This window comes from Rhodanobacter sp. FW102-FHT14D06 (genome assembly GCF_043950705.1).
Lineage (GTDB): Bacteria > Pseudomonadota > Gammaproteobacteria > Xanthomonadales > Rhodanobacteraceae > Rhodanobacter.
On sequence record NZ_CP170722.1, the window covers coordinates 1,627,100 to 1,640,326 of the forward strand.

General features: G+C 69.7%; 10 protein-coding genes. 3 read left to right on the forward strand and 7 right to left on the reverse strand.

The window, feature by feature from the left end:
* Positions 1-184 precede the first annotated feature (184 nt).
* Entirely contained in the window at positions 185-1,162 is a 978-nt protein-coding gene (locus ACFCQI_RS07495) for a helix-turn-helix transcriptional regulator (RefSeq protein WP_395120816.1), read from the reverse strand.
* A 147-nt stretch (positions 1,163-1,309) separates the two neighbouring features.
* On the opposite strand from ACFCQI_RS07495, the gene ACFCQI_RS07500 reads away from it, so the two are divergent.
* Positions 1,310-2,107: a YdiY family protein gene (locus tag ACFCQI_RS07500; RefSeq protein ID WP_395120817.1), complete on the forward strand. Its 798-nt coding sequence runs from the start codon at positions 1,310-1,312 to the stop codon at positions 2,105-2,107.
* Between the two features lie 118 nt (positions 2,108-2,225).
* Here ACFCQI_RS07500 and hemC read toward each other — a convergent pair whose 3' ends face one another.
* The gene (gene hemC, locus ACFCQI_RS07505; RefSeq protein ID WP_395120818.1) at positions 2,226-3,143 is read right to left on the reverse strand and encodes a hydroxymethylbilane synthase; all 918 of its coding nucleotides are present in this window, start codon (positions 3,141-3,143) and stop codon (positions 2,226-2,228) included.
* A 141-nt stretch (positions 3,144-3,284) separates the two neighbouring features.
* Here hemC and ACFCQI_RS07510 point away from each other — a divergent pair, with 141 nt between their 5' ends.
* The gene (locus tag ACFCQI_RS07510) at positions 3,285-4,040 is read left to right on the forward strand and encodes a Bax inhibitor-1/YccA family protein (protein ID WP_395120819.1); all 756 of its coding nucleotides are present in this window, start codon (positions 3,285-3,287) and stop codon (positions 4,038-4,040) included.
* Between the two features lie 94 nt (positions 4,041-4,134).
* On the opposite strand, the gene ACFCQI_RS07515 is transcribed toward ACFCQI_RS07510, so the two are convergent.
* From ACFCQI_RS07515 to ACFCQI_RS07535, 5 genes are all read right to left on the reverse strand, one after another.
* On the reverse strand, positions 4,135-7,182 hold the full coding sequence (locus ACFCQI_RS07515) for an efflux RND transporter permease subunit (RefSeq protein ID WP_395120820.1): 3,048 nt from the start codon (positions 7,180-7,182) through the stop codon (positions 4,135-4,137).
* 9 nt (positions 7,183-7,191) lie between these two features.
* Positions 7,192-8,352 carry an efflux RND transporter periplasmic adaptor subunit gene (locus ACFCQI_RS07520; protein WP_395120821.1) on the reverse strand — a complete coding sequence of 387 codons (1,161 nt, stop codon included), beginning with the start codon at positions 8,350-8,352 and terminating at the stop codon, positions 7,192-7,194.
* Between the two features lie 94 nt (positions 8,353-8,446).
* On the reverse strand, positions 8,447-9,943 hold the full coding sequence (locus ACFCQI_RS07525) for an efflux transporter outer membrane subunit (RefSeq protein WP_395120822.1): 1,497 nt from the start codon (positions 9,941-9,943) through the stop codon (positions 8,447-8,449).
* A 94-nt stretch (positions 9,944-10,037) separates the two neighbouring features.
* Complete coding sequence (locus ACFCQI_RS07530) at positions 10,038-10,574, reverse strand: TonB family protein (RefSeq protein WP_395120823.1); 537 nt, start codon at positions 10,572-10,574, stop codon at positions 10,038-10,040.
* Positions 10,575-10,581: 7 nt separating this feature from the next.
* Positions 10,582-11,868, reverse strand: coding sequence for an acetyl-CoA C-acetyltransferase (locus ACFCQI_RS07535; protein ID WP_395120824.1), 1,287 nt, complete (start codon positions 11,866-11,868; stop codon positions 10,582-10,584).
* A gap of 164 nt (positions 11,869-12,032) precedes the next feature.
* Between ACFCQI_RS07535 and ACFCQI_RS07540 the strand changes: the two genes are divergently transcribed.
* Complete coding sequence (locus ACFCQI_RS07540; protein WP_395120825.1) at positions 12,033-13,154, forward strand: hypothetical protein; 1,122 nt, start codon at positions 12,033-12,035, stop codon at positions 13,152-13,154.
* Positions 13,155-13,227 lie beyond the last annotated feature (73 nt).

The following is a 13,227-nucleotide window of genomic DNA, read 5'->3' on the forward strand; positions in this document are numbered from 1 at the left end:
GTTGGGGAGAGGGTGCACGGATCCAGCGATGTTTCTTCGGAGCGGACCCCGATGAACTTTCACGCGAGCCCTCCCCTCACCTCAATCCTCTCCCCTCCGGGGAGAGGAGGCAAACGTGCCGTGCGGGAGTCGCCGCCTCGTGCATTCGGGGTGTGCGGATGCCGCCGAGGAGTGAATGTTCCGGTTATTGCCGAGCGTATCCGCTCAGCGCCAGCTGCAGCAGGATCTTCATCTCCTCGCGCAGCGGCAACGGGGCGACCACTTCCGCGTCGGGGCCGTACTTGAGCACGTCCATCAACAACTCTTTCGAGTTGGAGTAGGGCAGCTTCAGCTCGTAGCGGCCGTCGCTCAGCCATTCGCCCTGCTGCTGCGAATGCCAGTGCTCGTCGGAAACCCAGCGCGCGGCGTGGGCGGAGAAGCGGATGGTGGCCCAGGCCTTGGGCTTGCCGGCGAAAATGCCGTAGCTGGAAGCGAGCAGTTCGTTGAGCTCGCTGTCGGTGACGTCGCGGGCGGGTGCGTCCTGCGCCTGCGCCTCGGCGATGCGGTCCACCGCGAAACTGCGCAGCGCCTCGCGGTCGTGGTCCCACACGTCGAGGTACCAGTTGTCGCGGTAGTGGGTCAGCCGCTGCGGCGAGACCAGCCGGCGGCTGTCGGCATTGGTGGTGCGTGCGCGGTAGCGGAAGCGCAGCTGGCGCCGTTCGAGCACCGCGCCGGCGACCACGCGGAACACTTGCTGGTCGAGCTTGCGCTCGCCCCACGGGATCACCCGGATGCGTTCGATCGGCAGCGCCTTGCCGCTGCCCTGGTGCGACAGCAGGCCCTCGATGCGCGCCTTGAACGGCGCCAGCGTGCCGGCGAGCACGCCGGGGCCGGAGCGGCTGATCAGTTCGTTGAGCGCCAGCAGCGAGGCCAGCTCGTCGGAGGTCAGCCACAGGCCGGGCAGCTCGAACTTCTCGCCTTCGCCGGCTTCGTAGCGGAATGCCGCCTGGTCGGTGCCGGCGCTCTCGATCGGCGCGCCCAGCGCATCGCGCAGGAACGCCACGTCGCGATACAGCGTGGCGCGCGAGCATTCCAGTTCGCCCATCAGGCGCGACAACGGCACCGGATAGTGCGCCGATTTCAGCAGGCGATGCAGCGTCAATATCCGTTCGTAGCGATCCATTCGGCACGTCTCGGGCGGGGCACGTCCTAGCATGGTGGCGGCCGTGGATGGCTGCAAGTCGCACGCCGGGCCGGCGCATTCACTGCGAGTTCAAGACGGCCGGCTAAGGTACGCTGTTACCAAACTTTAACAAACGGATATTCGGCAATGAACAAGACCCTGATCGGCGGCCTGCTGCTGGCCGGTTTCGCCAGCTTCGCCGCCCACGCCCAGGACACGGAGAATCGCGGCGGCTGGAGCGGTTCGGGCGAATTCGGTTTCGCCTCGTCCACCGGCAACTCGCGCTCGGAGAACATCAACGCCAAACTGGGCCTGAGCCAGGAAAACGACCAGTGGAAGAACAACTTCTTCGTTGACGCGCTGCGCTCCAAGAGCGAGCAGAAGATCGTCGACACCAATGGCAACACGATCGAGCAGTTCAACACCACCGCCAACCGCTACGATGCCGGCGCCTCGGTCGGCCTCAAGCTCGACACGCGCAGCTACATCGTCGGCGCGGCCCGCTACGAGCACGACGACTTCGGCGCCAACCTGTGGCAGGGCACGGTCTCGCTGGGCTACGGCTATATCGCGCTGAAGGACGAGCGCAACGAGCTGTCGTTCGAAATCGGCCCCGGCTACAAGCGCTACCGTCCCGCCGACACCCAGGTGCTGGTCGGCAACGTGCTGGTCGCCCAGCGCCAGCCCACCGAAGGCGAAGTGGTGGCCCGCGGCCTGGTCAACTACAAGTTCAAGCTCAGCGCCAACACCGCCTTCGAGGACACGTTCCTCACCGAAGCGGGCTCCAAGAACACCTACATCCAGAACGACGCCGGCCTGGCCGTCAGCATGACCAAGAAGCTGGCCCTGAAAGTGGGCTTCCAGGTCCGCTACAACAGCGACGTGCAGCCGGGCGTGAAGCAGACCGACACGCTGACCACGACGAATCTCGTGTACAGCTTCTGAGCGCCGGATGGGCAGTGGCAGGGCGGGCACCGCCCGCCGCTCCCCCGCACGGGCGGTGGCGGGCACTGCCCGCCGTGGGTCGCTGCCGCATGGACTGCAGGAGCGTGACAGCGTCGGCTCACGTCCCCAGCAGTTTGCCCGCCCCTTGCGCGAGCAACGCCTGCGCCACCTGTCGACCGAGTGCCTCGGCCTGATCCGCCGGCGCGCTGCCTTCGGCGTGCAGCAGCTGGCCGCTGGCCGCGTCGCCGACGAGGCCGCGCAGGTGCAAGCCGTGGTCGCTGCGCATGCACCAGGCGCCGACCGGCACCGTGCAGCTGCCGCCCAGGGCGCGGTTCATCGCGCGCTCGGCGCTCACCGTGAGCCGCGTGTCGGCGTCGTCGAGCGCGGCGAGCAGGGCCAGCACCGCCGGATGCTCGTCGCGCGCCTCGATCGCGATGGCGGCCTGGCCCGGGGCGGGAAGCCAGTCCGGCGCGGCCAGTCGCGAGACGATGCGCGAGGCCAGGCCGAGGCGTTCCAGCCCGGCGCAGGCCAGCACGATCGCGTCGTACTGGCCGGCGTCGAGCTTGCCCAGCCGGGTGCCGACGTTGCCGCGCAGGTCGCTCAGCTGCAGATCCGGCCGCAGCGCGCGCAGTTGCGCCTGCCGGCGCAGCGACGAGGTGCCCACCCGCGCGCCCCGCGGCAGCGCGGCGAGGTCGGCGTAGTGGTTGCTGACGAAAGCGTCGGCGGCGTCGGCGCGGGGCAGGATGGCCGGCAGGGTGAAGCCGCTCTCGAGATCGGCCGGCACGTCCTTCAGCGAGTGCACCGCCAGCTCGGCGCGGCCTTCCAGCATGGCCACTTCCAGCTCCTTGAGGAACAGTCCCTTGCCGCCGATGGTGGCCAGCGGCTGGTCGAGGATCTCGTCGCCGCGGGTGGACAGCGGCACCAGCTCCACGCCCAAGCCGGGGTGCGCCGCGCGCAGCAGCGCGGCGACGTGTTCGGCCTGCCACAGCGCCAGCGCGCTCTTGCGGGTGGCGATGCGCAAGGTGGAAGGGTTCATTGGAACTCCGCGACGTTCGGCAAGGTCCCATTGTAGTTGACCGGCCCGGTGCGGCGTGGCCAGCCCGCGACGTTTGGGCGCGGTGGCTGACACGGTCGTCGCGGGCCGGCTACGATGTCGACAAACCCCTCGGAGTTCATCATGCAAAGCGGTAATCCGGCACTCAACAAGAACACCTTCCTCGACGCCGCCAGCGGTGCGGTGGTGTCGCATGGCGACGAGGTGATGACTCTCAACGGCACGGTCAACAAGACCGGCCTGCTGCTGATCCTCGCCATCGTCGGCGCGGCCTTCAGCTGGGGCCAGTTCAACGGTGCGGAGAGCCTGCCGACGATGGGCCCGCTGATGATCGGCGGCGCCATCGGCGGCCTGATCCTGGCCCTGGTCACCGTGTTCAAGAAAACCTGGGCGCCGGTCACCGCGCCGTTGTACGCGCTGGTGGAGGGCGTCTTCATCGGCGCGTTGTCGGCGATCTTCGAGATGCGCTACCCGGGCATCGTGATGCAGGCGGTGGGGCTGACCTTCGGCGTGATGGCGGCGATGCTGCTGGCCTATCGGAGCGGGCTGATCCGCGCCACCGAGAAGTTCAAGCTCGGCATCGTCGCGGCCACCGGCGGCATCATGCTGCTGTACCTGGCCAACTTCGTGATGGGCTTCTTCGGCCATTCGATGGGCTTCATCAACGGCTCCAGCGGCCTGGGCATCGCCTTCAGCGGCGTGGTGGTGGTGATCGCCGCGCTCAACCTGATCCTCGACTTCGACATGATCGAGCAGGGCGTGCATGCCCGCGCACCGAAATACATGGAGTGGTACGGCGCCTTCGCCTTGGTGGTGACCCTGGTGTGGCTGTACCTGGAACTGCTGCGGTTGCTGTCGAAGCTGCAGTCGCGCAACTGAGGCAGCACGACAGGCAGCAAAAAGGCGCGGGTGACCGCGCCTTTTTGTTTGCCGGGTGCGGGAATCGCATTTCACCCGGCGGCGGGATCACCGCTCATGCCACCGCCACCGACCCGTCCTTGCCCGCATGGTGGTCCGCCGCCAGCAGCATGTAGAACGCGGGCACCACGAACAGGGTGAACACGGTGCCGATGGCCAGGCCGGTGGAGATCACCAGGCCCATGTTGAAGCGGCCCGCGGCGCCGGCGCCGGCGGCGATCACCAGCGGCATCACGCCGAGCACCATCGCCGCGGTGGTCATCAGGATCGGCCGCAGGCGCACCGCCGCGGCGTGCTCGATCGCCTCGCGCTTGGACCTGCCGGCGCGCTGCGAGTCGTTGGCGAACTGCACGATCAGGATGCCGTGCTTGCTGATCAGGCCCATCAGGGTGACCAGGCCCACCTCGGTGTAGATGTTGAGGCTGGTGAACAGGTTGACGAAGATCAGCGCCCCGAACAGCGCCAGCGGCACCGAGACCAGGATCACCACCGGGTCGCGCAAGCTGTTGAACTGCGCCGCCAGCGCCAGGAACACGATGATGACGGCGAACAGCAGGGTGCCGCCGAAGCCGCCGGATTCCTGCATGAACTGGCGCGACTGGCCGGCGTAGTCCACGTTGTAGCCGCTCGGCGCCACCTCGTGCACCAGGTCGCGCAGGTAGGTCAGCGCGTCGCCCTGCGACATGCCCGACACGCCCGAGATGGTGGCCGAGTTCAGCTGCTGGAAGCGGTTCAGCGACTGCGGCACCACCTCATGGGTGACCTTGGCCACGGTGCCGGCCTGGATCACCGAGCCGTCCGGCACGCGCAGGTAGTAGTCCAGCACCTGCTCCGGATTCAGCCGGTCGGCCTGCAGCACCTGCGGGATCACCCGGTACGAACGCCCGGCGATGGAGAAGTAGTTGACGTAGCCGCCGCCCAGCGCCGAGCCCAGCGCGGCGCCGACGTCGGCCTGGGTCAGGCCCAGCGCGGCGATCAGGTCGCGGTCCAGGTTCACCGTGGCCTGCGGCTTGTCCACCTTGAGGTCCGAGTCGATGAAGTAGAACTTGCCGCTGGCCTGGGCCTTGGCCAGCACCGCGCTGGCGACCTCGTTGAGGTTGGCGAACGGTTCGGTGGTGGTGATCACCACCTGGATCGGCAGGCCCTGCGCGCCGGGCAGCGGCGGAAACTGGAACGCCGCCACCTGCGCGCCGGCGATGCCGTTCCACTTCGCCTGCAGCTCCTGCTGCAACTCGTGCGCGCCGCGGTGGCGCTGGTCCCACGGCTTGAACAGCACGCCGCCGATGCCCTGGTTCACCGTCGGCACGCCGGTCAGCTGGAACATCTGCTCGTACTCGGGCAATTCCTTGGCCAGCTCGAACATCTGGGTGGCGTACACGTTCATCTGCTCGGCGGTGGCGTTCGGCGCGCCGACGATCTGGCCCACCACCACGCCCTGGTCCTCCTCCGGCGCCAGTTCCGATTGCGCAGTGACGCCCAGCGCCACCGTGGCCAGCAGCAGCAGGCCGGCCATCACGATCACCACCACCCAGGTCGACAGCACGTTGTGCAGCACGCGCTGGTAGCCGTGGTGCACGCGGTCGAACTGGCGGTCGATGAACTGCACGAAGCGACCGCCTTCCTGCCCGCTCGTGAAGAAGCGCGAGGTCAGCATCGGCGACAGCGTCAGCGCCACGATCGCCGACACGGTCACCGCGCCGGCGAGGGTGAACGCGAACTCGCTGAACAGCGCGCCGGTGAGGCCCTTCTGAAAGCCGATCGGCACGTACACCGCGATCAGCACCACGGTCATCGCCAGGATCGGCCCGCCCAGCTCGCGTGCGGCCAGCAGTGCGGCCTGCAGCGGGGTCTTGCCTTCCTCCTTCATGTGGCGGTCGACGTTCTCCACCACGATGATCGCGTCGTCCACCACCAGGCCGATCGCCAGCACCAGCGCCAGCAGGGTCAGCAGGTTGATCGAATAGCCCAGCACCAGCATGACGAAGAACGCGCCGATCAGCGCCAGCGGCATCGCGATCACCGGGATGATCACCGCGCGCAGGCTGCCCAGGAACAGGAAGATCACCAGGGTGACGATCACCAGCGCCTCGATCAGGGTCTTGATGACCTCGTTGATCGAGCTGTTCACGAAGTCGGTGCCGTCGTAGACGATCTTGCCGGTCAGCCCGCTCGGCAACTGGTGCTGGATCTCGGGGAACGCATCGCGCACGCGCTGGGCCACGTCCAGCACGTTGGCGTCCGGCGCCACCTTGATGCCGATGAACACCGAACGCTTGCCGTTGAAGGCCACGTTGAAGTCGTAGTTCTCCGAGCCCAGCGACACCGTGGCCACATCCTGCAGCCGCACGATCGCGCCGCCGGACTGGCGCACCACCAGCTGCTTGAATTCATCCACCGTGTGCAGGCTGCTGTCGGTGGTCAGGTCCACCGTCACCGCCTGGCCCTTGCTGGAGCCGACCGCGGCGAGATAGTTGTTGGCCGCCAGCGCGGCGTTGACGTCGCTGGCGGTGACGCCGACCGCGGCCATCCTGGCCGGGTCCAGCCACGCGCGCAGCGCGAACTGGCGCGCGCCGAGCAGCTCGGCGGTCTGCACGCCGTCGAGCGCGTCCAGCTTCGGCTTGACCACGCGCGCGAGGTAGTCGGTGATGTTGTTGGTCGGCAGCACGTCGCTGTAGAAGCCGATGTACATCGCGTCGACCGTCTCGCCGGTCTGCACGTTCAGCACCGGCTGCTGCGCCTGCGGCGGCAGCTGGTTCTTCACCGAATTGACCTGGGTGGTGATCTCGGTCAGCGCGCGGTTGGCGTCGTAGTTGAGGCGCAGCGTGGCGGTGATGGTGGACACGCCCGACACGCTGCTGGAGGACAGGTAGTCGATGCCCTGCGCCTGCGAGATCGCCTGCTCCAGCGGCTGGGTGATGAAGCCGGCCATGGTCGCCGCGTCGGCGCCGTAGTAGGCGGTGGTGACGGTGACCGTGGCGTTCTGCGTCTCCGGGTACTGGCGCACGCTGAGGCTGCTGACTGCGCGGATGCCCAGCACCAGGATCAGCAGGCTGACGACGATCGCCAGCACCGGCTTGTTGATGAACGAGTCGGTGAATTTCATCGTGGCGGCTCAGTGTTCCTGCGGCGTGGGATGCGCGCTGTCGGCCGGTTGCACCCGGTTGTCGACCTTGATCGGCGCATCGTTCTTCAGCTTCACCTGGCCGCTGGTCACCACCTCGGTACCGGCGTCGAGGCCCTTGAGGATCGCCACCTGGTCGCCGCGGGTCTCGCCCACGGTGACGAAGGTCTGTTGCACCGTCGGCGGCAGCGGATGGCCCTGCGCGTCCTTGCCCTTGGATGGATGCACCACGTAGACGGTGTCGCCGTACGGGTTGTAGACGATCGCCGCCTGCGGCAGGGTCAGCCGCGGCTGGCGCTGGCCGACGTCGACCGCCAGCCGGGCGAACATGCCCGGGCTCAGCGTCTTGTCGTGGTTCGGCACGCTGGCCTCCACCTGCACGTTGCGGGTGCCGGGGTCGACCTTGGGGCTGATCGCGGTGAGCTTGCCGTCGAACTGGCGCCCTTCGTAGGCATCCAGGTTCAGGTGCAGCGACTGCCCGACCTGCAACCGGCCCAGTTCGCTCTGCGGCACGTGGAAGTCGACGAACAGCGGGTCGAGCTGCTGCAGCGTCACCAGCGTGGCGCCGGCGCTCACGTAGTCGCCCGGACTGATCGTGATGATGCCGGCACGACCGGCGAACGGCGCGCGCAACTGTTTCTTCGCCACGATCACCTGCTGCTGCGCCACTGCGGCCTGGTTGGCCTTGAGCTCGGCCGCGGCGCGGTCGTAGTCGGCCTGGCTGATTGCCTGCGCCGCCAGTTGCTGGCGCGCGCGCTCGAAGGTCAGCTGCGACAGCTTCGCCGTCGCCTGCAGCTGCTCCAGCTTGGCCGCCTCGTCGCCGTCGCGCAGCTGCAGCAACAGCTGGCCCTGCTTGACGTCCTGGCCGGATTTCAGCGGCACCGCGGTGACCAGGCCGGAGGCATCCATCGCCAGCTCCGCGCCCTGCGCCGCGCGCAGCGTGCCGACCGCGTTCAGCGCGGGCTGCCACGGCTGCTCGCGGACGGTGGTGGTGCTGACCGTGGCCGGCGCCGGTTGCGGCATCGAGTGGATCATGCGCATCACCAGCAGCACCTTGATGCCGACGATCAACGCGATCAGCAGCAGCACGCCGCCGATCATCCAGAGCATGCGTTTGGTGGTGCCGGGTTTGTTGTCAACGCGCGTGGGCATGCGCGGGCTCCTGTGGGTGGGCATTGATTGATGCGATCCTCCCTGATCGCCAAAGATCAAAGAGCGGACATCCTGTCCGCACTCGTAGATAACGCTATGGCTTCTGGATGGCTGCCTCGGTGCTGGCGTCACCGCGCCAGCTGCCGCCGAGCGCGGCATACAGCGCAGCGGTATCGGCCAGCCGCGCGGTGCGTGCCTGGATCAGCGCGATGCGCGCGCGCTGGTGGTCACGCTGCGCCTGCAGCAGGTCGAGATAGCCGCTGGCGCCGACCCGGTACTGCCGCTGGGCCAGCGCCAGCCGCTGCGCGGCGGCGTCCTCGGCGGCGAGCTGGGCGGCCAGGCCGTCGGCGTCGTATTGCAGCGCCTGCAGCGCATCGGCCACGTTCTGGAACGCCACCAGCACGGTCTGCTGCCAGTCGGCCAGCGCCTTGTCCAGGCCGGCTTCGGCGGCGCGCTTGCGGTGGCGCAGTTCGCCGCCGTGGAACAGCGGCTGGGTCAGCCCCAGCCCCAGCGACCAGGCGCGGCTGCCGGCGGAGAACAGCTCGCCGACATGCGCCGTCTGCGAACCGGCGCTGCCGGAGAGAGTGATCTGCGGCAGCATCGCCGCGGTGGCCACGCCGACCCGCGCCGTGGCCGCATGCAGTTGCGCCGAGGCGGCGCGGATGTCCGGCCGCTGCGCCACCAGCCGCGAAGGCAGGCTGACCGGGATGTCGCGCGGCAGCGCGATCGCGTCCAGCGGCAGCGGCGACAACTCCAGTTGCGCCGGCGTGCTGCCCAGATAGGTGGCCAGCTGGTTGCGGGTGGCGGCGAGGCGTGCGCGCAATGGCGGCAAGGTGGCCTCGGTGGCGGCCAGCTCGCTGCGTGCGGCCAGCGTGGCGGCCAGCGAGGTCGCGCCGATCTGCTGCTGGCGCTCGGCAATGCGCACGCTGTCGCGCTGGCTGTCGGCGATCGCCTCGGTGGCGCGCACCTGCTCGCGCAGCGACGCCTCCTGCAGCGAAGCGGTGACCACGTTGGCGGCGAGCGTCAGCCAGGTGGCATCGGCCTGCGCCTGCTGCACGTCGGCCAGCGCCGCCTGCGCCTCGATGCCGCGGCGGGTGCCGCCGAACAGGTCGATGCCGTAGCTGACGCTGACGCCGGCGTTGTACACGGTCAGCGGCGCGAAGGCGAAAGTGTCGCCGAACGCGGCGCCGGATTGCTTCTGGCGGGTGACGCCGGCGTTCGCATCCACCGCCGGAAAGCGCACCGCGCCGGCGGCGCGGGCGTTCTCCTGCGCCTGGCGCAAGGCGGCCTGGGCCGCGGCCAGCGACGGGCTGTGGCGCAGGGCGGTGTCCACCCGGCGGTCGAGCTCGGCATTGCCGAACGTGGTCCACCAGTGCTCGGGCACTGCCGCGTCGACGACGAAACGCTGTGCTGCGCCGGCCACGCTGGCGGTGCCGGCGGGCAGCGGCTGCGCCGTATAGCGGTCCACCGGCGGCGCATCCGGGCGGTGGTAGTCCGGGCCGACCGCGCAGCCGGCGAGGATCAGTCCCAGCAGCGCTGGCAACGCGCGCAGGCGCAGGGTCGGCGAGAAGCGGAGCAGGTCGCGGGGCACGAGGGGAGCCTGGGCAGGGGGAGCCGGCCCGGGACATTAGCAGACGACGGAGTTCAGATATATAGGTGAGAGGTCACCCGTGGCGATGCCGCCGTTACAGCATGCCGACGCGGCCGTCCTGCGAGGAGAAGCGCATCGGCAGCTCGCCGCTGAGGCCGTCCGGATGTCCCGGCGGCACCGCGAAACGCCAGCCTTGCACGCTGCGCAAGGCGTGCGCGTCGAGGATCGGATCGCCGCTGGAGGCGACCACGCGCGCGTGCAGCACGCGACCTTCGCCATCCACCCGCAGTTGCACGGTCAATTGGCCGTCCAGATGGCCGCGCACATCGTCCCAGCGTTCGGCCGCGGCTGGCGTGGCCAGCGGCTGCAGGCGTGTCGGCGGGGGCGCCGCCGCAGCTTGCGCGATGTCCACGCCAGTCTCCGCCGGCAGGGCGCGCTGGCGCACGGCCGGCACGACCGCATGGCGACGGTGCCGCAGCGGGCGGGCCGACGCCGGGCCATCGTGTGACGCGGCGATGCCGCGCGGCGCATCGGGCCAGCTGGCGGTCAGCGTGCTGAGCCAGCCGGTGCCGGCAATGCCGATGGCCAGGGCCAGGACGCTGAGGCCGGTGGTGGTGCGCAGTCGCAACATGACCGTGCTACGGCCGCTCGAGGATCGCGGTGACGCCCATGCCGCCGGCGGTGCAGATCGAGATCAGCCCGCGACCGGAGCCTTTCTGTTCCAGCAGCTTGGCCAGCGTCGCCACGATGCGCGCGCCGGTGGCGGCGAACGGGTGGCCCACGGCGAGGCTGGAGCCGTGCACGTTGAGTTTGGCCGGGTCGATCGCGCCCAGCGGCGCATCCAGCCCGAGCCGGTTCCTGCAGTAATCGGCCGACTCCCACGCGCGCAGCGTGCACAGCACCTGCGCGGCGAATGCCTCGTGGATCTCGTAGAAATCGAAGTCCTGCAGGCTCAGCCCGTGCCGCGCCAGCATGCGCGGCACCGCGATGGTCGGCGCCATCAGCAGGCCTTCGCCGTGCACGTAATCCACCGCGGCGACTTCGGCGTCGCGCAGATAGGCCTGGATTTTCAGCCCGCGCTGCGCGGCCCACGCCTCGCTGCCCAGCAGCACCGCGGCGGCGCCGTCGGACAGGCCGGTGGAATTGCCCGCGGTGAGCGTGCCGTGGCCGGAGCGCTTGTCGAACGCCGGCTTCAGCGTGGCGAGTTTCTCCAGCGTGGTGTCCGGGCGCAGGAAGCCGTCGCGCTTGAGCCCGCGGAACGGCACCAGCAGATCGTCGAAGAAACCTGCCTCGTAGGCGGCGGCGAGCTTGTGGTGGCTGTCCAGCGCCAGCCGGTCCTGTGCCTCGCGGCTGACCTGCCACTGCCTGGCCATCTGCTCGCAGTGATCGCCCATCGACTTGCCGGTGCGCGGCTCGGCCACGCCGGGGAACGAAGGCTTCAGCTCGCGGAGCGAGAAGCCGCGCGTGGCGGCCTTGAACTTCTCCAGCGGGGTCTTGGCCCGATTCATCGCGAGCAGGCGGCGGCGCAGGCGGCGGCCGTACACGATCGGCACGTCGCTGGTGGTGTCCGAGCCGGCGGCGATGCCGGCCTCGATCTGCCCGCAGGCGATCTTGTTGGCGATGATGATGGTGTTGTCCAGCGACGTGCCGCAGGCGCGCGCGGTGGTGATGCCCGGCGTGGTCGGTGCCAGCCCGGAGCTGAGCACCGCCTCGCGCGCCAGGTTCCAGTCGGCGCTGTGCTTGATCACCGCGCCGGCGGCCACTTCGCCCAGCTCCACGCCGTGCAGGCCAAAGCGCTCGACCAGGGCGCCGAGCACCTTCACCGACATGCCGAAGTTGCCCACGTCGGCATAGGCAGTGTTGTTGCGACAGAACGGGATGCGTACGCCGCCGATCACGCCGACGCGCCTGTGCGTGTTTTCCATGCCCTGAACGATCCATCACACGAATGGCTTCAAGGCTAACCCGCCATGCCGCCGGGCGAAAGCCCGGATGGCCGCCGGCGTGGCGGTTTGTTCAGCACCGTGCGGCAGGTCGTTCGCGGCGCGGCGGTAGAATGCATGTTTTCCCGCTGCAAGATGGATCCATCGTGGAAGCGCAAACATTGCACGCCCTGCCGGTGCTGCTGGCCCTCGAACCGGTGACCGGACAACCGGCGCCGGCGACCACCCTCACCCGCGACGCGGCCGCCGAACTGGCGCAGCACGTGGCGACCGACCTGCTCGGCCTGGTGCCGCAGGTCGCCGGGGCACGGCTGGCGCTGGCCGGGGCGCTGTTCGACCAGGTCGAACTGCTGCGCCCCGGTTTCCCGGTGTGGGCGACGCTGGACGACCTGGCGCGCCGGCTGCCGCGCGGCACGCTGGAGCACGTGGTCGCCTTCGGCAGCCACGACGGCGTGATGCCGGCGCCCGTGCTGCAACCCTCGTCGGCGTACGCCGGCGGCCCGATGCGGCTGCTGCCGCTCAGCCTGCTGGTCAGTCCGGAGGCCGCCGACGAACTCGCCACCCAGCTGGAGATCCAGCTGGTCGGCCGCGGCGAGGCCGGCGCGGCCACCGCCGACTGGCTGATGCGCACGCTGGGCATCCGCCTCGAACACCTGCGCTACCTCAGCCGCAACGACCTGCTCGCGCTGACCTGCGTGCAGTACGAACACGCCAACCTGGCGCCGCTGTGGTCGCTGCTGGAAGCGGCTTTGCTCACCCCGGAGCAGCCCGAGACGACGATGAGCGCGCGCGGGCTGGCGCTGCGCTACGCCGACGGCATCGTGTGGGCGCAGCCGCCGGCGCAATGGCTGGCCGCGCAGCGCACCGACGCGGCGCAGCGCGCGCACGATTTCGCCGGCATCGTGTTCGAGCTGCGCCAGTACGCCGCGCTGCTGGAGGCGCACCAGTTGCCGCTGCGGCTGCAGTCGTCGCCGGCGGTCGCCGCCGGCGCGGGTTATCTGCTGGAACAACTCGCCGACGCTCCGGCCTCCGCGCCCGCGCCGCGCTTGTTCGCGCACGAGGCGCCGGGGCTGGGCGTGGTGGCGGTCAGCGTGGCGCAGCCGCGGCCCGACGGCGCGCCGCGCATGCTGGCGCACGGCTATCCGCTGCAGCCGCAGGCGCTGGGCCCGTTGCTGCAGCAGCTCGCCGCGCAATACGGCACCGCCGCCGAACTCGACACCCGCGGCCAGGTGGTGCTGGATGCGGCCGGCGCCCTCGGCGCGCCCTGAGCGGATGACACGCGCGTGCCGGCCGGCCCGGACATTTTCCTGGCCGGCAGCAGTTGTGCGGCGGCGAACGGTC